Origin of the sequence: Mesorhizobium silamurunense (genome assembly GCF_014843905.1) — a bacterium.
GTDB lineage: Bacteria > Pseudomonadota > Alphaproteobacteria > Rhizobiales > Rhizobiaceae > Mesorhizobium > Mesorhizobium silamurunense.
The window spans coordinates 18,637-35,926 of record NZ_LPVS01000070.1 but is presented as its reverse complement, the minus strand read 5'-3'; the positions used below and the strand labels follow the sequence as shown (position 1 = coordinate 35,926).

21 protein-coding genes and 1 tRNA gene are annotated in these 17,290 nt (G+C 64.4%); 5 read left to right on the top strand and 17 right to left on the bottom strand.

The window, feature by feature from the left end; all coding sequences use genetic code 11:
- Positions 1-24: 24 nt before the first annotated feature.
- From AU465_RS19465 to AU465_RS19435, 7 genes are all read right to left on the bottom strand, one after another.
- The gene (locus tag AU465_RS19465; RefSeq protein WP_192251392.1) at positions 25-903 is read right to left on the bottom strand and encodes a 3-hydroxybutyryl-CoA dehydrogenase; all 879 of its coding nucleotides are present in this window, start codon (positions 901-903) and stop codon (positions 25-27) included.
- Positions 904-1,175: 272 nt separating this feature from the next.
- Positions 1,176-2,105 carry an electron transfer flavoprotein subunit alpha/FixB family protein gene (locus AU465_RS19460; protein WP_192251388.1) on the bottom strand — a complete coding sequence of 310 codons (930 nt, stop codon included), beginning with the start codon at positions 2,103-2,105 and terminating at the stop codon, positions 1,176-1,178.
- Positions 2,106-2,128: 23 nt separating this feature from the next.
- Positions 2,129-2,878, bottom strand: coding sequence for an electron transfer flavoprotein subunit beta/FixA family protein (locus AU465_RS19455; RefSeq protein ID WP_192251385.1), 750 nt, complete (start codon positions 2,876-2,878; stop codon positions 2,129-2,131).
- A gap of 165 nt (positions 2,879-3,043) precedes the next feature.
- Positions 3,044-3,853, bottom strand: coding sequence for a rhomboid family intramembrane serine protease (locus tag AU465_RS19450; protein WP_192251381.1), 810 nt, complete (start codon positions 3,851-3,853; stop codon positions 3,044-3,046).
- 25 nt (positions 3,854-3,878) lie between these two features.
- Positions 3,879-4,460 carry a cob(I)yrinic acid a,c-diamide adenosyltransferase gene (locus AU465_RS19445; protein WP_192251378.1) on the bottom strand — a complete coding sequence of 194 codons (582 nt, stop codon included), beginning with the start codon at positions 4,458-4,460 and terminating at the stop codon, positions 3,879-3,881.
- A gap of 17 nt (positions 4,461-4,477) precedes the next feature.
- The gene (locus tag AU465_RS19440; protein ID WP_192251375.1) at positions 4,478-4,669 is read right to left on the bottom strand and encodes a twin transmembrane helix small protein; all 192 of its coding nucleotides are present in this window, start codon (positions 4,667-4,669) and stop codon (positions 4,478-4,480) included.
- A 24-nt stretch (positions 4,670-4,693) separates the two neighbouring features.
- Complete coding sequence (locus AU465_RS19435) at positions 4,694-5,581, bottom strand: SDR family oxidoreductase (protein ID WP_192251373.1); 888 nt, start codon at positions 5,579-5,581, stop codon at positions 4,694-4,696.
- Positions 5,582-5,619: 38 nt separating this feature from the next.
- Between AU465_RS19435 and AU465_RS19430 the strand changes: the two genes are divergently transcribed.
- Positions 5,620-6,471: a YihY/virulence factor BrkB family protein gene (locus tag AU465_RS19430; RefSeq protein ID WP_192251371.1), complete on the top strand. Its 852-nt coding sequence runs from the start codon at positions 5,620-5,622 to the stop codon at positions 6,469-6,471.
- Here AU465_RS19430 and AU465_RS19425 read toward each other — a convergent pair.
- Positions 6,441-7,343, bottom strand: a complete 903-nt coding sequence (locus AU465_RS19425; protein WP_192251368.1) for a DMT family transporter — start codon at positions 7,341-7,343, stop codon at positions 6,441-6,443. The two genes, AU465_RS19430 and AU465_RS19425, sit on opposite strands and share 31 nt — an antisense overlap.
- A gap of 159 nt (positions 7,344-7,502) precedes the next feature.
- Between AU465_RS19425 and AU465_RS19420 the strand changes: the two genes are divergently transcribed.
- Complete coding sequence (locus tag AU465_RS19420; RefSeq protein WP_192251365.1) at positions 7,503-7,790, top strand: hypothetical protein; 288 nt, start codon at positions 7,503-7,505, stop codon at positions 7,788-7,790.
- Here the strand turns inward: AU465_RS19420 and gluQRS are convergent, their stop codons facing one another.
- On the bottom strand, positions 7,791-8,666 hold the full coding sequence (gene gluQRS / locus AU465_RS19415) for a tRNA glutamyl-Q(34) synthetase GluQRS (protein WP_192251362.1): 876 nt from the start codon (positions 8,664-8,666) through the stop codon (positions 7,791-7,793).
- Positions 8,667-8,761: 95 nt separating this feature from the next.
- Here gluQRS and AU465_RS19410 point away from each other — a divergent pair, with 95 nt between their 5' ends.
- On the top strand, positions 8,762-9,421 hold the full coding sequence (locus AU465_RS19410) for a DNA-3-methyladenine glycosylase family protein (protein ID WP_192251359.1): 660 nt from the start codon (positions 8,762-8,764) through the stop codon (positions 9,419-9,421).
- Between the two features lie 111 nt (positions 9,422-9,532).
- Entirely contained in the window at positions 9,533-10,090 is a 558-nt protein-coding gene (locus AU465_RS19405) for an HNH endonuclease (protein WP_040970486.1), read from the top strand.
- Between the two features lie 307 nt (positions 10,091-10,397).
- On the opposite strand, the gene AU465_RS19400 is transcribed toward AU465_RS19405, so the two are convergent.
- A complete protein-coding gene (locus AU465_RS19400; protein ID WP_192251356.1) occupies positions 10,398-10,916 on the bottom strand; it encodes a disulfide bond formation protein B in 519 nt (172 codons plus the stop codon).
- Between the two features lie 24 nt (positions 10,917-10,940).
- A complete protein-coding gene (locus AU465_RS19395) occupies positions 10,941-11,531 on the bottom strand; it encodes a YqaA family protein (protein ID WP_192251353.1) in 591 nt (196 codons plus the stop codon).
- 269 nt (positions 11,532-11,800) lie between these two features.
- On the opposite strand from AU465_RS19395, the gene AU465_RS19390 reads away from it, so the two are divergent.
- Positions 11,801-11,885 (top strand) — tRNA-Leu (locus tag AU465_RS19390).
- Between the two features lie 46 nt (positions 11,886-11,931).
- Here the strand turns inward: AU465_RS19390 and AU465_RS19385 are convergent.
- The 6 genes from AU465_RS19385 to AU465_RS19360 all read right to left on the bottom strand — a co-directional run bounded on the left by AU465_RS19385 (position 11,932) and on the right by AU465_RS19360 (position 17,150).
- Complete coding sequence (locus AU465_RS19385) at positions 11,932-13,092, bottom strand: YncE family protein (protein WP_192251350.1); 1,161 nt, start codon at positions 13,090-13,092, stop codon at positions 11,932-11,934.
- A 71-nt stretch (positions 13,093-13,163) separates the two neighbouring features.
- Positions 13,164-14,444 carry a GNAT family N-acetyltransferase gene (locus AU465_RS19380; RefSeq protein WP_192251347.1) on the bottom strand — a complete coding sequence of 427 codons (1,281 nt, stop codon included), beginning with the start codon at positions 14,442-14,444 and terminating at the stop codon, positions 13,164-13,166.
- Positions 14,444-15,847 (bottom strand): lipopolysaccharide biosynthesis protein, encoded by a 1,404-nt coding sequence (locus tag AU465_RS19375; RefSeq protein ID WP_192251344.1) that lies wholly within the window; start codon positions 15,845-15,847, stop codon positions 14,444-14,446. The genes AU465_RS19380 and AU465_RS19375 overlap by 1 nt, the downstream gene beginning before the upstream one ends.
- A 128-nt stretch (positions 15,848-15,975) precedes the next feature.
- Positions 15,976-16,479 (bottom strand): hypothetical protein, encoded by a 504-nt coding sequence (locus AU465_RS19370; RefSeq protein WP_192251341.1) that lies wholly within the window; start codon positions 16,477-16,479, stop codon positions 15,976-15,978.
- Positions 16,480-16,603: 124 nt separating this feature from the next.
- Positions 16,604-16,813, bottom strand: a complete 210-nt coding sequence (locus AU465_RS19365) for a hypothetical protein (RefSeq protein WP_192251339.1) — start codon at positions 16,811-16,813, stop codon at positions 16,604-16,606.
- A gap of 64 nt (positions 16,814-16,877) precedes the next feature.
- On the bottom strand, positions 16,878-17,150 hold the full coding sequence (locus AU465_RS19360; RefSeq protein ID WP_126091742.1) for a DUF4242 domain-containing protein: 273 nt from the start codon (positions 17,148-17,150) through the stop codon (positions 16,878-16,880).
- Positions 17,151-17,290 lie beyond the last annotated feature (140 nt).

The following is a 17,290-nucleotide window of genomic DNA, read 5'->3' as shown; positions in this document are numbered from 1 at the left end:
ACGGAGAGCGTTTGGTCGGGAGGATCAGCGCGTCGGCACCGGATGATCGCCGCGATAGTCGTAGAAGCCGCGGCCGGTCTTGCGGCCCAGCCAGCCGGCCTCGACATATTTCACCAGCAGCGGGCAGGGGCGATACTTCGAGTCCGACAGGCCCTCATGCAGCACCTGCATGATCGACAGGCAGGTGTCTAGACCGATGAAGTCGGCAAGCTGCAGCGGCCCCATCGGATGGTTGGCGCCGAGCCGCATCGCGGTGTCGATGGCGTCGACCGTGCCGACGCCCTCATAGAGCGTGTAGATCGCCTCGTTGATCATCGGCAGCAGGATGCGGTTGACGATGAAGGCCGGGAAATCCTCCGAAACGGTGATCGTCTTGTCGAGTCGGTTCACGAACGTCTTGGCGGCCTCGAAGGTCCGGTCCTCGGTGGCGATGCCGCGCACCAGCTCGACCAGCTTCATCACCGGCACCGGGTTCATGAAATGTATGCCGATGAAGCGCTCCGGCCGGTCGGTCTGCGCGGCGAGCCGGGTGATCGAGATCGAGGAGGTGTTGGTTGCGAGAATCGCCTCCGGATTGAGCTGCGGGCAGAGCTGCGCGTAGATCTTGCGCTTGACCGTCTCGTCCTCGGTCGCCGCCTCGATGACGAGGTCGGCAGCCGCGAGATCGGCCATGGCGGTAGCTGACGAGATGCGCGCCATCGCTTCGTTGCGCGCCTTCTCCTCGAGCTTCCCCGAACCGACCTGGCGGGCCATGTTGCCGCTGACAGTGGCGATGCCCTTCTCGATCCGGTCGGACGAGATGTCGTGGATCAGGACCTTGTAGCCGGCCAGCGCCGCGACATGGGCGATACCGCCGCCCATTTGACCTGCGCCGACAATGCCGATCGTCTCGATCTTGCTCATTACCCCGATCCCGTCTGGAGCATTTCCGCTTCTGCGACGCACGGAAACGCTCCCATCTCTTTGTTTCCCGCAATTCCGGACGCAACAACGCTGCGCCCTTTCCTGGAATTGCCTTTTTTGTTTGTCGCAATTCCCGACGGAAAACCGCTACCCACTTTTCCCGGAATTGCCCAGGCCTTTCACGGCCTGCTTTTTGTGCAGTGCAAACTAAAAGGGCGGGGCGACTTCGTCTACCCCACCCTTCGGATTTTAATATGCCTAAGCAGAACGCGTCAAAGCGCCTTTTGCAGCTCCGGCAGGATAACGAAGAGATCGCCGACGAGGCCGTAGTCGGCAACCTGGAAGATCGGCGCTTCCTCGTCCTTGTTGATGGCGACGATGACCTTGCTATCCTTCATGCCGGCGAGGTGCTGGATGGCGCCGGAGATGCCGACGGCGATGTAGAGATCGGGGGCGACCACCTTGCCGGTCTGGCCGACCTGCCAGTCGTTCGGGGCGTAGCCGGCGTCGACCGCCGCGCGGGAGGCGCCGACGGCGGCGCCGAGCTTGTCGGCGACGGGCAGGATCACTTCCTGGAACTTTTCCGACGAGCCGAGCGCGCGGCCGCCCGAGATGATGATCTTGGCCGAGGTCAGCTCCGGACGGTCGTTCTCGGAGAGCTTGTTCTCGACGAAGGAGGAGAGGCCGGGGTTCGCGGCGGCGTTCACCGTCTCGACCGAAGCCGAGCCGCCCTCGGGCGCGGCCGAGAAGGAGGCGGTGCGCACCGTGATGACTTTCTTGGCGTCGGTCGACTGCACGGTCTGGATGGCGTTGCCGGCGTAGATCGGCCGCTTGAAGGTATCGGGCGAGACCACCTCGATGATCTCGGACACCTGCGCGACGTCGAGCAGGGCCGCGACGCGCGGCGCGACGTTCTTGCCGGCCGAGGTGGCCGGCGCGACGATCGTGTCATAGGAGCCGGCGAGCGACACCACGAGCGCGGCCAGCGGTTCTGCCAGACGCTCGGAGAGCTCATCGGCTTCGGCCAGCAGCACCTTGCGAACGCCTTTCAGCTTGGCAGCGGCGTCGGCAGGGGCCTTGGCGCCCTTGCCGGCAACCAGCACGTCGACGTCGGAGCCGATCTGGAGGGCCGCCGACAGCGCCTTGGCGGTCTGGTCGGAAAGGGTTGCGTTGTCGTGTTCGGCGATGAGGAGAATTGCCATTTTTCTTGTCCTTTCCCGATCCCTTACAGAACGCCGGCTTCGTTCTTCAGCTTCTCGATCAACTCGGCGACGCTCTTGACCTTGACGCCCGCCTTGCGGCCGCCCGGCTCCTCGGTCTTGATCACCTTGAGCCGCGGCTTGACGTCGGCGCCGTAGTCGGCCGGGCTCTTCTCGTCGAGCGGCTTCTTCTTGGCCTTCATGATGTTGGGCAGCGAGGCATAGCGCGGCTGGTTGAGGCGAAGGTCGGCGGTGACGATCGCCGGCATCTTCAGCTCCACCGTCTGCAGACCGCCATCGACCTCGCGCGTAACCTTGGCCTTGTCGCCACCGAGCTCGATCTTGGAGGCGAAGGTGCCCTGCGCCCAGCCCAAAAGTGCCGCCAGCATCTGGCCGGTCTGGTTCGAGTCATCGTCGATCGCCTGCTTGCCGAGGATGACGAGGCCGGGCTTCTCGGCCTCGACCACGCCCTTCAGCACCTTGGCGACGCCCAGCGGCTCGGTCTGCTCATCCGTCTTGACCAGGATGGCGCGGTCGGCGCCCATGGCGAGCGCGGTGCGAAGCGTCTCCTGCGCCTGCTGCGGGCCGATCGACACGACGATGATCTCTTCGGCCTTGCCGGCTTCCTTGATCCGGATCGCTTCCTCGACCGCAATCTCGTCGAACGGGTTCATCGCCATCTTGACGTTGGCAAGCTCCACGCCCAGTCCGTCGGCCTTGACCCGGACCTTGACGTTCGCATCCACAACCCGCTTCACGGGCACAAGGATCTTCATTTTCCTGTCACCTCTCCTGAGATAGTCGGGCGCGCTATAGCAGTGTGCGCCTTGTCAGAGTTGTCGAAAGCCGACATTCCGGGCGGAATATCCGTCCAGTGTGGTGGGCGTTTCCGTAGTGGCGGCAATCCGGCGCGTCAATATGCACGACGCACTCAAATCGGTTCAGTCCCGAGGGGACGCCGCGCCGCGGCCCCATTGCGGCGCCGGCTGCGCCGGAGTTTCGGGGGTTGCCCCGGGCTCGGTCGGAACCGGCACCTGCTGGACCTTCGGCGTCGGGTCCGGCTCGCCGTCGGCGCCGGCAAGCAGCGGCACGCCCCGGCTGCGCAGCACCAGAACCAGAACGGCGCCGGCGATGATGCCGCCGATGTGGCAGGCCCAGGAAATCTGGTCCTCGCCGCCCGCGGCAAACATCACGATCTGGAACAGGATCCAGAGGATGAGCGGGATGAAGGCGGGAATGCGCAAGGGGATGCGGGCAAAAGCCAGCACCCACACCTTAACCCTCGGATAGAGGATCAGATAGGCGGCGACCACGCCGGCGATGGCACCGGAGGCGCCGATCAACGGCACCTGCGAATCCCAGCCAACCAACCCTTGAAAGAAAGCGCCCGCCGCCGCGCAGGCGAGGTAGAAGATCAGGTAGCGGATATGGCCGAGCGCATCCTCGACATTGTCGCCGAACACCCACAGGAACAGCATGTTGCCGCCGAGGTGGAAGATGTCGGCATGCAGGAAGGAATAGGTGAGATAGCTGAGGCTTTCGGGAATGACGACGAATTCGGGCGACAGCTCGACCTTGTCGTGGACCACCGAAGGGATGAAGCCGAGGCCGAGCACCGCGGCGTTGGTGAAGTTCTCGCCGCCAAGCGTGGTCGCGAGATAAACCAGCGCATTCACCGCGATCAGGCCGATCGTCACATATTGCAGGCGGATGTGGCGCAGCCTGTTGGTGTCGTAGAGCGGGATGAACATCGGACCCTCCCGCCATACCCGATTGTCAGCGGTTCTTGCCGGGAACCCATAGCACGTCGGCATTTCCGTTGTCATTGACCGCCCGCGCCGCGACGAACAGGAAGTCGGAGACGCGGTTGATGTATTTCAGCGCCTCGCGGTTGACGTGCTCGGCAGGATGCTGCGCCAGCGCCACCATGACGCGCTCGGCGCGCCGCGCCACCGTGCGCGCCAGATGCAGGGCGGCGGCGGCCGGCGTGCCGCCGTTCAGCACGAAGGACTTCAGCGGCTGCAGGTCCTTGTTGAGAACATCGATATCCTTTTCGACACGTCCGGTCTGCGCGGCGACGATGCGCAGCGGCTCGTAGTCGAGCGGCTTGCCCTCGTCGGGCACCGCAAGATCGGCGCCGAGATCGAAAAGGTCGTTCTGGATTCGGGAGAGCATGGCGTCGATCGCCGGATGATCCTTTGCGGTGTGGACGCGCGCCATGCCGATGCAGGCATTAGCCTCGTCCACCGTGCCATAGGCTTCGACGCGCAGATCGGATTTCAGCCGCCGCTCGCCGCTGCCGAGACCGGTGGTGCCGTCGTCGCCGGTGCGGGTGTAGATCTTGTTGAGCTTGACCACGTCGCCCTCCCGGCCCGTTACTTGCGGGTGAAGTAGACGGTCAGCATGATCAGCACCAAGGCTATGAACTGCAGCAGCACGCGGGCCTGCATCAGCTTGTTCGAGGTGAAGCCGGAGCCGCCGCGCATCATGTTGATGAGGCCGCGAATCAGCACGACCACGACGGCGGCCATGACGACGATTGCGAGGATGTTGAAGACGGTTGCCATGGGCGGGCTCCAGTTCGGTTTTGGTCAGGCGCGCCTGGCGAGCACGCGGTAGAGCGCTGATGCCGGCAGGATGCGCTTGAGCACCACGCCGATTCTGGCCGGCACCGTTACCACATAGTGCGGACGTGGGCGCTGTGACAGAAGCGCGTGGCGCAAGGCGGCATGAACCACTTCCGGTCCGGGCTTCAGACGCGAGACGCTGCCGCCGGCCTGCAGCCGCGCAAGCTGCGCCTGGTAGTCGGCGCGGTGGACGGAGTTCTCGACGTCGATATTTTTCAAGAACCAGGCCAGGCCGTTGCTGGCGATCTTCGAGGTCACCGGCCCCGGCTCGATCAATGAGGCATGGATACCGCTGCCTTCGAGCTCCTGGCGCATGCAAAGCATCAAGCCTTCGATGGCATGTTTCGACGCCGAATAGGCGCCGCGAAAACGGACCGGGGCGAGCCCCAGGATCGAAGAGCAGTGGACGAGGCGGCCGTGGCCCTGGCGGCGCATGACCGGCACGACACGGCGGGTCAGGTCGTGCCAGCCGAAGAAGTTCGCCTCGAACTGCTCGCGCAGCGCCTCGACGGGCAGGTCCTCGACGGCGCCCGGCTGCGCGTAGGCGCCATTGTTGAACAGCGCCGCCAGCGTGCCGCCCGTGCGCCCCAGCACGGCATCGACCAGGGCGGCGATGGAGTCGGCTTCTCGATAGTCGAGATAGAAGGCCTCGATGCCGTCCGCCTTGAGCGCGGCGATGTCGGCCGGCTTGCGCGCCGTGGCGAACACGCGCCAGCCTTCCGCCTTCAATGCCCGCGCGCAATAGGCGCCTATGCCGGAGGAGGCGCCGGTGACGATGATGCTGCGCAACTGTTCAGCGGTGGGCAACGTTGTCTGACCCCGGGGTTGCCATTTGCCGCAATCACTTCCCATATTCGCGGCGTCGACACAATCGAGCGGAGCGCGGGTCCTTGCTCAGGAATATCGTCGCCATCAAGCGCGTCCTCTACGATGCGATCGGCCATTTCACGACGGACGACGGCTGGGCGATGGCCAGCCATCTGGCAATCACCTCGCTGATGGCGCTGTTTCCGTTCCTGATCTTCGCCACGACGCTTGCGAGTTTCTTCGGCGCGCGCGCCTTCGCCGACACGGCCGTGCATCTGGTGTTCGACACCTGGCCGGAGCAGATCGCCAAGCCAATCGCGCGCGAGGTGCAGAACGTGCTCACCGTGCGGCGCACCGACCTTCTGACCTATGGCGTGCTGCTGGCCGCCTACTTTGCCTCGAACGGCATCGAGGCGCTGCGCACCTCGCTCAACCGCGCCTATCGCGTGACCGAGACGCGCGGCATCATCCACCGTAGGGTGCAGAGCATCATTTTCGTGCTGATCGCGACGGCCTGTTTTCTCGCCGTCAGCGTGCTTCTGGTGTTCGCGCCGCTGCTCGCGCGGCTGGCCGAGGCGCATCTCGAATGGATCAAGCCCTATATGGGCACGATCACCATATGGCGTTACGTCATCGCCTCGACGGTCATCGTCATCGGTCTGTTTTCGGTGCATATCTGGCTGCCGGCCGGCAAGCGTCGCTTTGTCTCGATCGTTCCGGGCATCGTCTTCACGCTGGTCGCCTGGCTGGCCGGCTCGACCATCTTCGCCACCTATCTCGACCATTTCTCGTCCTATGTGACGACCTATGCGGGGCTCGCCTCGATCATGATCGCTGTGGTGTTCCTGTACATCATCTCGGCCATTTTCATCCTCGGCGGCGAGCTCAACGCCGCGATCAGCCGCTATCTCGATGCGCGGGCGCGAGTCGGCTGAGCCCTGTTCCGGCGGGCAGTGGCCAGGCCGACGCCCAGCGTGGCGATTGCCATGCCGGCGATCTGCAGCGCATTGAGCGCTTCGCCGAACAGGGCCCAGGCGATGACGGCGGTGACGGCCGGCACCAGGTAGAAAAGGGAAGCGACCTTGGACATCTCGCCGCCCCTGATCATCACCATCAACAGGAAGATGGCGCCGACCGACAGCACCAGGACCAGCCAGGCCATGGCGAAGATGAACTCGCCGTTGACGGTGATCGTGCGCGTCTCGAAGGCGAGCGATCCGAGGATCGTCACGACGGAGCCGCCGACATACTGCCACATCGTCGCCGAAACGAGGTCGCCGCCGGAGGCGAAGCGCTTCTGCCAGATCGTTCCAGCGGCCATGCCGAGCACCGAGACCAGCGAGGCCGTCAGCGTCGCCGCGGTGACGCCGCCGCCGATCATGCCGAGCTTCGGCCAGAGCACGATAACGACGCCCAGAAGCCCGACCTCGAGGCCCGCCCAATGGCGCGGCAGGATCGCCTCGCCGAGGAATTTGCCGGCAAGCACCGCCGTGATCAGCGGCTGGAGACCGACGATCAGCGCCGATAGCCCGGCCGGCATGCCCCGGTGGATCGCCCAGAACACGCCGCCCAGATAGACGCCATGCATGAGAACGCCGGCCACCGTCGCGTGAAGCGCCTCCTCGCGGGTCGCCCGGCGCGAGCCGATGAGAACGGTCAGCCCCGCAAACAGGATCGCCGCCAGCACGAAGCGGACGGCGAGGAAGGTGAAAGGCTCCGCCCACGGCATGGCATAACGCGCGCCGATGAAGCCGGTCGTCCACAGGACGACGAAAGAGGCGGGAATGAACCGCTTGATGCTGTGCATTTTCGCGAGGGCTCTGGCTGCGGGTGAAAAGTTGATGACGGCAATTGCTCTAATGCCGTTCAATTCGGCAAGCAAAACGAAACGGTTGATCCATAAGCTCATTCGAATTCAACAAACGGTGCCAGAGGGGCATGGCGTTAAGGCACGCCGTGGGCAGACATGCTTTTGCATCTCGGTACGACTTGGCTTCTGTTCGCGGTCGCGACCGTTGCCGTCTTCGGTTTCTTTTTTGGCACTGCGCTCGATGCCATCATGAAGGACGACGGTTTCGGCTCGACCGGCAACACGCTGCTCTTCACGCTGGGGTTCTTCGTCGCAGTGATGGTCGCCAACGAGCACGGCATCACCTTCAGGGACCTCAGGCTCGCAGTGGCATGGGGCTTGAGCGGCGCCTTCATCTTCATCAGCGTGATGGCGCTGATCAAGGCCGGGCTGGCGCGCCTTTAATCAAAGCCCGACCAGCCGCCTGATCTCCTGCGGCGACGTCCCCGCATCCCGAAGTGCGGCAAGGCCGGTGTCCTTGAGGCTTTTCGACAGTTTCCTGCCGTCCGGTCCGAGAATCAGGCGATGGTGGAAGTAACGCGGCGGCGAGAGGCCCAGCAGCTCCTGGAGCAGGCGCTGCACGCCGGTGGCCGCGTACAGGTCCTGACCGCGCACGACATGGCTGACGCTCTGCAGCGCATCGTCGACAACCACGGCGAGATGGTAGCTGGTCGGGATGTCGCGCCGCGCCACGATGACGTCGCCCCAGGACTGCGGCCTTGCTTCGACGGTGTGCGTCGCAACCATGGTCCCGTCGGTGAACTCGGTCCATGACAGGGCACCCGACACCCGCGCCATGGCCGCGTCGACGTCGAGCCGCCAGGCGAAAGACGCATTCTCGGCGATGCGCCGCTTGCGCTCCTTCACGGACAAGGCCCGATCCAGCGGCGGGTAGAGCGGCACGCCGTCGGGGTCGCGCGGCCAGTCGCGGCCACGTTTCCCGGCCTCGGCAATGAAAGCGCGGATCTCGCCGCGGCTCATGAAGGCGGGATAGACGAGTTCCTCGGCGATCAGCCGGTCGAGCACAGCCTTGTATTCGGAAAAATGCTCGGACTGGCGCCGCACCGGCTCTTCCCAGGCGAGGCCCAGCCATTTCAGGTCGCGATATATGCCGGCCTCGAATTCCGGCGTGCAGCGCGTGATGTCGATGTCCTCGATGCGCAGCAACAGCCGTCCGTCCGCCCGCGCCGCCATCTGCTGGTTGAGCAGGGCCGAATAGGCATGGCCGAGATGCAATTCGCCATTGGGACTGGGCGCGAAGCGGAATGTCAGGAGCGTCATGTCTCAGGCGGCATTCGGGTTGAAAGGCGCTTTTGCCGGTTGATAGTTAGAGACCATCAATTGCCACTTCGCGGGCGCCTAGGGAACAAGCAAACGTGCAACGCATCGCCTCGCTCGACGACATTGCGGCAGGACTGGACGCGCTCTGCCTGATCGATCCGCGGCTGGAGAAGGTGCGCGGCATGGCGGGCGAGGTGCCGCTGAGGCTCTCCGAGCCGGGATTCGTCAGCCTTGCCTCGATCATCGTCTCGCAGCAGGTGTCCCGCGCCAGCGCTGATGCCATCTTCGCCCGGCTGACCAGGCTGGTCGATCCGCTGACGCCGGAGGAGATACTTGGCGCCGGCGAGGACATTTTTCGCGAGGCCGGCTTGTCGCGGCCGAAGCAGCGCGGGCTGATCGCGATCGCCGAGGCCGTGGCCGACGGGCTCGATCTTTATCACCTTTGCTCGCTCGACGCCGGCGAGGCGATCGCGGCGATGACGGCCGTGCCCGGCATCGGCCCCTGGACGGCGGAGTGCTATCTGCTTTTCGCCGCCGGCCATCCCGATGTCTTCCCTGCGCGCGATGTCGCGCTGCAGACGGCGGTCGGTCATGCGCTGGGCATCGACCCCCGTCCGCCGGAGAAAACACTGATTCGGCTGGCCGAATCATGGAGCCCGTGGCGAGGTGTCGCGTCGCGGCTTTTCTGGGCGTATTATCGGGAATTGAAGGGCAGGGATGCGGCGCCTCCTGTCGAGATCGCCAAAAAAGCATGAAAATCATGCGTTTTTGACCCTTTCGGCGAACGACAATCCGCTTCACATCCCTGTCATGTCGGGCTTACAGTATCCGCGCCGTTCGGTTCTAGAACCAAGGAGGCCAACAACGTGACGGTTGCCGTATCTCCGGATGGGCTTCCCGCGCTGGTGCTGAATGCGGACTACCGTCCGCTCAGCTATTACCCCCTGTCGCTCTGGTCGTGGCAGGACGCCATCAAGGCTGTCTTCCTCGACCGGGTCAACATCGTCGCCGAATACGAGCATGCCGTCTCCTCGCCGACCTTCTCGATGAAGCTGCCGAGCGTGGTGAGCCTGAAGGCCTATGTGAAGCCGTCCAGGCATCCTGCCTTCACCCGCTTCAACGTGTTCCTGCGCGACCGCTTTCAGTGCCAGTATTGCGGCACCACCGACGACCTCACCTTCGACCATGTCATCCCGCGCCATCGCGGCGGGGCGACGACCTGGGAGAATGTCGTGGCTGCCTGCTCTCCCTGCAATCTCAGGAAAGGCGGGATGATGCCGGCGCAGGCCAAGATGTGGCCGCTGCAAAAACCCTATCAGCCAACGGTGCATGACCTGCACAACAATGGCCGCCTGTTCCCGCCCAACCATCTGCATGAAAGCTGGATGGATTATCTCTACTGGGATGTCGAACTGGAGCCGTAGAGTTCGGCACAATCGACCAGCCACGCAAATTGTCGATCTTTGGCGCTGCCCCTCATCCGGCTGCCGCCACCTTCTCCCCGTATAGTGACGGGGAGAAGGGAACCGTCCGCGACCCCGGCACCCATTCTGCAACGTTGATGATTGGCGAAACCATTGATAACGGCGTCTTTCTCCCCGTCACTATACGGGAGAAATGCCCGGTCCACCCTCCGCAGCTGCTGCGGAGGACGGGCAGGGCAATGAGGGGCGGCGCCGACCTTCAAATCCAGCTGCAGGCAGGGTGCCGCGAGTTCCGGGTCGCGCCGGCTCAGTCGCGCGAAAGCGCGCTGCGGAAGGCGACCACGGCGAGGATGAAGCTGGCGATGGCGTTCCAGCCGGCAAGCGACAGGCCGAGGATGCGCAAGGCCGCCTTGTCGCAGGAGGGCGGCACGAATTTGTCGAGCGCGTCGAGCACGCCCTTGCCGCCGGTGTCCACCGGGCCGGCGCCGGCCGTGCAGTCGGCGGGGCCGGGCCACCAGGCCCATTCGACGCCGGAGTGGTAGACGCCTAGATAGAGGCCGTAAAGCATCAGGAGGCCGCCGATCGCGAGCAGCCCGCGCGTCACCCAGGCCGGCGCGCGCAGCGTCGAGGCAACCACAGCTACCACCATGAGCGGCGCGCCGATGTAATAGGGCGTGCGCTGCTCCAGGCAGAGATGGCAAGGGATGTAGCCGCCGATGTACTGGAAGGCCAGCGCCGAGCCGACGGTGGCTGCCATGGCGACGGCAAGGAACAACGCGGCGCGCGTCCGCTGGCGTCCGGTGTCGGCATTCATGGTCGCTGTCATCGGTCCTGATCCGTTCGCTTGGGCTTATCCGTGGGCATATCTGACCGCGATATAGAGCAAAATAAGGGCAGCGGCGCCGGCGCTGACGATCATACCCAGGCGCTTCTCGATGAACTCCTTGATCGACTCGCCGTAGCGGCGCAGCAGCCAGGCAAGCAGCAGGAAACGGGCGCCGCGCGCCACGATCGCCAGCCCGATGAAGAGCAGCAGGTTCACGCCTATGACGCCGGAGAGAATCGTCACCACCTTGATCGGCGGCAGGTGTGCGGCGCCCGAGGTGACCAGCATCAGGATGATGAAGCCGACACCGGATGAAGTCCGCATCTGCTCGAACTCGTCGTATTTGCCGTAGAATTCGAGGACGGGCTTTGCCACGGCCTCATAGGCATAGTGGCCAATAAACCAGCCGAAGACGCCGCCCAGCACCGAGGCTACAGTGGCGATCAGCGCATAGCGATAGGCGCGTTCGGGTTTGGACAGCGCCATCGGCAGAAAGAGCACGTCGGCCGGCACCAGGAAGACGGAACTTTCGACGAAGGCGATGAAGGCCAGCCACCATTCGGCCGATTTCCTTGCCGCCAGCGACAGGGTCCAGTCGTAAAGTCCGCGAAGCATCGGCTCTCCTAATGCATGCCACCCGAAGCGCTTAGCGGTTTTGGGCAACGACAGGCAGGAAGACAAGGACCCAAAGCGCCGCAGCAGAGGGTCTCGGCACAGGTACGCCGCATGTCTAGAAAGATTTTCCGCGCCGCACAATGGCGGCGCCGCCACGAAGCCAAAAGCTGTGGCAGGGACGCGGGCGGCGCCGGCAAATCGGCAACAGGCCAGTTGACGAAAGCCCGTCCAACCGTATAGTCCGCGCCCATCCAGGCCGCCCGGCCTGAGCCCCTATGGCGGAATTGGTAGACGCGCTCGACTCAAAATCGAGTTCCGCAAGGAGTGCTGGTTCGATCCCGGCTAGGGGCACCATCCTTCGCTCTGCGAGCTCCGGATGACAGGCCACCCAAAAAGCGCCTTACCGCATATTCCCCGTATGCCCCTGCGAATATCGCCCGGGCTGCGGCCACACGGTCAGCCCATGCGGCTCCACGCCGACGCGGATCTTGGTTACGGCGCCTGACGTCGTGTCGATCAAGTAGACCTCGCTGTCGAAGCGGCCGGAGAGCCATAGCTGCTTGCCGTCGGCGCTGACATTGCCCATGTCGGGGCTGCCGCCGTCCGGGATCGGCCATTGGGCGACGACCGAGTGGGTGGTGAAGTCGATCACGGTCACGCTGCCCGGCCCGTCGGCGCGGCCCTGTTCCATCTTGTGCGAGCCGCGGTTCGAGACGTAGACCCGCTTGCCGTCGCGGCTGACGACGAAGCCGTGGGCGCCTATTCCCGTCGGAATGAAACCGATCTCCTTGAAGCTGTCGCCGTCGACCAGGAAGACGCCGTCATTCATCATGTCGGCGACGTAGAAGACCTTGCCGTCGGGCGAGAGCCTTATGTCCTGCGGCATGCCCATCCTCGACAGATCGAGATGGCCGAGCACTTTCTGGCTCTTGAGGTCGATCTTGGCCAGGCCGCCGTCGCCATATTCGCAGGTGAAGATCGCATAGGAATTGTCTGCCGCGAAATCGGCATGGTTGATGCCGGGGCAGGTCGGCGTCGGGATGATCGCTTTCAGGGCCATGGTCTGCGGATCGCGCAGGTCGAGCTGCCTCAGGGCCTCGTCGACGATGATGGCGGCGCTGCCGTCCGGCATGAAGTACATGTTGTAGGGGTCGTCGACCGGAACCTGCTTGCCGGGCTTGGCGGTCGTCGGGTCGATCGGCGTCAGGCTGCCGTTCTTGCCGGTGCCGTTGTTGGCCACCCAGAGCGTCTTCAGGTCCCAGGAAGGAACGACGTGCTGCGGCTTGCTGCCGACCAGAAACCTGTCGACTTCCTTCAGCGTCGCCATGTCGATCACCGAGACGCTGTTCGAGGAGCGGTTGGGCACATACACGCGCGGCAACGCACCTGCCGCGGCCTGGCTCATATGGCCGGCGGTGGTGTGGCTGTAGATGTTGACGGGCGGCGGCGCAGGCTCGGAGCAATCCTCGGGACAAGTATCGGCCAGGGCCCGGGACGGAAACATGGCGAGCAGGACAAGCGGCGCACAGAGGCGGGCGAAGCGCAGGAAGGTTTCGATCATTGGGAAATGCTTTGTGGTGAAGGCGGCCGGATCCGGCCATCGGATGCCTTAGCCGGTGTGCAGCCTTTCATCTAGCGTCTTTTTAGCAGGCTCCGCATGCGGTTGCGCAGGATGCGCGCCATGTTGCGGGTCTCGCGGTAGAGGTGGAGCTGCGAGGCCGCCTGGCGGGCCAGCCGGTCGGCGTCGGGCGTCAGGCCGACCACCAGCGTGCCCATAGGTTGGCGCTCCATCCACAGGCGGCTCATCACCGGATGGTCCGGCACCGCGCAGGAATCGGTCATGACGACGTTGGGATCATCGAGATGCTGCTTCGTCACCTCGAGCATCAGCAGCGTGCCCGGCGAATAGGCCGACAGCGTCTCGTCATAGGCCGTCTTCCAGGTGTAGGCGACACCCGCCTCGACGAAGACCACCAGACAGGCGATGGTGCGGCCGTCGAGCTTCAGCGAATGGATGCGGCACATGTCGTGCTCGGCGAGCCTGTGCACGGCCTCGCGGGCGAAGGCGGCGCGGTAGCGGTCGATCGCCATGGCCGTGCGCTCGCGGCCTTTCCAGCCGGCGGCCTCCAGCGTCAGGAAGCTTTCGATGGCATGGCGGATCTCGTCCGGTCCGCGCGCCACGACATGCTCGAGCTTGCCAAGGTCGGCGAGGCGCCGCTTGAGGCGGCGGAATTCGCGATAGTGATGCGCGCGCAACGATGCCTTGAGGTAGTCGTCGCCGTCGGCATCGCTTTCCAGCACCGGGCGCTCGGCCTTGCCGGTGACGACCAGGGTCAGGCCGCGGCTGTCGGCAAAGGAGGTGAGCAGGCTCGCCACCGGGCCGTCCAGCTTCATGTCGGGCAGCACGAACACTTTCGGTAATTTGAGATGCGGCCTGGACAGCATCGAGAAGAAATCCTCGATGACGCCGACCGGATCGTCGCGGTCGACCAGCGGCGTGCCGAGCGGCCCGAACGGGCTCGCCCATGTGCGCATGACCGGGACGCCGAGCGGGATCGCCGGGCGCTCGACCGAGAACGGCACCAGAAGCCGCAGCCGGTTGCGGAACTCGTCGCCGTCGCGGATCACGGCCAGCCGCACTTCGCGATCCTCGAGCCTCGGCATGGCGGGCGCCACGAAGCGCGGGTTGAAGAAGACGTTGGGCTCGATCGTGCGGGCGCTGAGATAATCGAGCTCCTCGACGAGGTCGAAGCCGGCCGAAGCCGGATAGATCGCGAGCTTGCGCTCCGGCCGGTTGTTGGCGAAGAGCTCGATATGGGCGGGATCGGCCTCCCTGGCGAGGCCCGCAAGGCCCGACACCATGGCGCCGGCTGGGCCGCCGCTGGTCTCTTCAAGCAACGGAACTGCGGCCATCAGGCGACTTCCTTATTTGCAGGCACGAAAATCGCCATGACGATGCCGAGCTTGCGCCAGACGGTGAAGGACAGCGCGCCGGCCTCGAAAACCATGGCGAGGCTGGTGGCGATCGCCGCGCCCCAGAGGCCGAAGAGCGGGATCAGGATCACGTTGAGACCGATGTTCAGGGCAAGCGTCATGGCATAGACGGCGGCGCAGATGTTCTGGTTGCCGCTCATGGTGAGCAGGCTTTCGCAGGGGCCGACGGCGCCGCGCGCGACGACACCGAAGACCAGCAGGAAAAGCAGCGGATAGCCGGCGGTGAATTCCGGGCCGAACAGCACCAGCATCGGCTCGCCGAGCGCCAGCACCAGCAGCGCCATCGCCAGCGAGGGCCAGAAGGTCCAGGAGACGGTCTCGCGGGCGAAGGCGGCGAGCCTTTCCGGCTCGCCGTGGGTGAATTGCGCATAGCGCTGGGCAACACCTGCCTTGACGGCGAAATAGACGAAATGCACCAGCGCCAGCGTCTTCACGGTGGCGAAATAGACGGCGACATCATTGGGGTCGAGATAGGCGCCGACCATCAGCACGTCGGCATTGGTCAGCAGGAAGAAAAAACTCTCGACCAGGAAGATCGGCAGCGAGACGAGGAACCACTGGCCGAAATGCACGGCCATCGGTCCGGCCGGGATATTGCTCTCCATGCGCGAGATGACGCCCATCAGCTGGCCGAGCGTCGTGACATAGGTGGCGGCGATCGAGGCGAAGATCGCGGTCTTGGCGTCGGGCAGGTAGTGCATGGCGAGCATTGCCGCCATGAACACCAGGATCAGCACCGGCCGCACGAGATAGGTAGGCGATAGCGCGAACAGCGCCCATGAATTGGCTCGCGCCAGCCCCTGCAGGAGATCGCCCATCGCGATCATCGGCAGGCAGATGACGCCGAGGATGAAGGGAACGACGTAGTAGTTCTCGATCCAGGGCGAGGCGAGCCACACGCCGAGCGCGCCCAGCCCTGCGATCACCGTCGAGGCGACCAGCACGAACAGCCTGCTTGCCATCACGATGCCGCGCAGTTCGGCGAGCATGCCGCGCTCGCGATATTCGGGAATGAAACGGATGACCGAGGTGTGGAAGCCGAGGCAGGCAAGGTTGCCGACGATCACCATCGTCACCCAGACCAGCACGAAGATGCCGTATTCGAACGAGCCCATCCAGCGCGCCATCAGCACCTGGCTGATGAAGGCGATGACGGCGCTGACGATGCGGATGGAAAAGGCGATCAGCGACATGCGGCCGGCTTCGCCGCGCTCGTCGGCGGTGAACAGCACGGCGTCGATACGGCCAAGCAGCGGCCGCATGCGCAGCACCCAGCGCTGCGGCAAGAACCGCCCGGCAGTCGTAGCCGCGGAAAAGCGCACCCCGAATACTCTCCGTTTTCCGCCTGTTTCCAAGGTTTCGGTGTATTCGAAACACATTAAGAAACGGTTGGGTGAGGAGCTTCCTTCTCCCCGTGTATAGTGACGGGGAGAAGGGAAGGGCGCGCCTCCTACATCCCGTTCATCGCGTCGCAGGACACGTTCGGGTTCATGTCGGCGAAGGCGCCGGTGGGGTTCTGCTTCCAGGCCCAGACATGCAGTTCGTAGAAGGGGCCGAGGCCGTAGCGATTGGGCGCCGTGTTGAAGTTGAACAGATGGCCTTCGAGCGAGGCCGGACCCTTCGAGGTGATGTACTCGACAGCGATCAGCTTCAGCGTGCCGTCGGCCATCGGCTCGTACATCACCGCCTCGGGCTTGGCGACGTTGACGGCGTCGTCCTTCAGATAGGCAGCGTTGACGTAGTGGATGCCCATGGCGCCGCCGGTGAGGCCGCTGGCGCAGGGGATCGGCGCATAGCCCTCGGCTTTCGCCACCGCGACGTCCTCGAAGCGGCCGTCGGCCGCCCGCACCTTCTCGGCGAGCGGGTTGATGGTTTCGGCCCTGACGGCGCCAACTGCCAGGATAGCCAGCGCCGATGCGGCGACCAGGCTTCTGTTCCAATTGCGGATGCTCATTTTTTCCTCTCCAATTCGGTTAAGGCGCGCAAGGCAGAGCCGGCCGGCCAAAGGCCAGGTTCGGCAAATGCCTGTCTCGCCTGCTATTGCTGTGGCGGAACTGCCCGGACCCGCCGGTCAAAAATCAGCGGTGATGCCACCAATATTCCCAATATTCGCGCGGCATCTCGCGCTCCTCGAGGCCGATGTCGCGTCTCAGATAGTCATCCCGCGGGAGCGGAAGGCGGCGCCGGTTTCGCAAAGGCGAAAACAGCGCCGACACGGCCCGCCGGATGAAGCCGTGCCGTGGCGCGAGGATATCCGCCGGGGCGGGTATTCCCTCGCTGTCCGGCATGACATCAGGTCCGCCGCCGGCAGGGACGGTCTGAAGCGCATCGTTCTCTCGCTCGGCTGTTCGATCAGCGATAAAAGTAGGGGTCGAGGACCCGCACCTCCGTGATCTTGTCGACGGGAAGCGAATTCTTCTGCGCCGTGCTGCGGATCGCCTCCGGCGAGGGGGCATCGTAGATGCAGAAGCTCTTCGACTTGTCGGGCGAGACGAAGGACTGCACCCAGGTCACGCCCTTTTCGGCGTTGCGGGCGATGACGCCGCCCATGGCGGTCGCGCCGGCATCGTTCATCGGCACATTGAGGCCGTCGGGAAATGTGCGTTCAACCAGATAGCGAGGCATGATTGGTTTTCCTTTCATGAATTGATTGACGCTCGGTTCGAGCGCGGCCGGACTAAAACCACGCTCGCAAAATCCGCGCATCGGAGCCTTTCCCCATATTGGGTGGGACGATTCCCCATGCTGGCGACGTTATTTGTGGA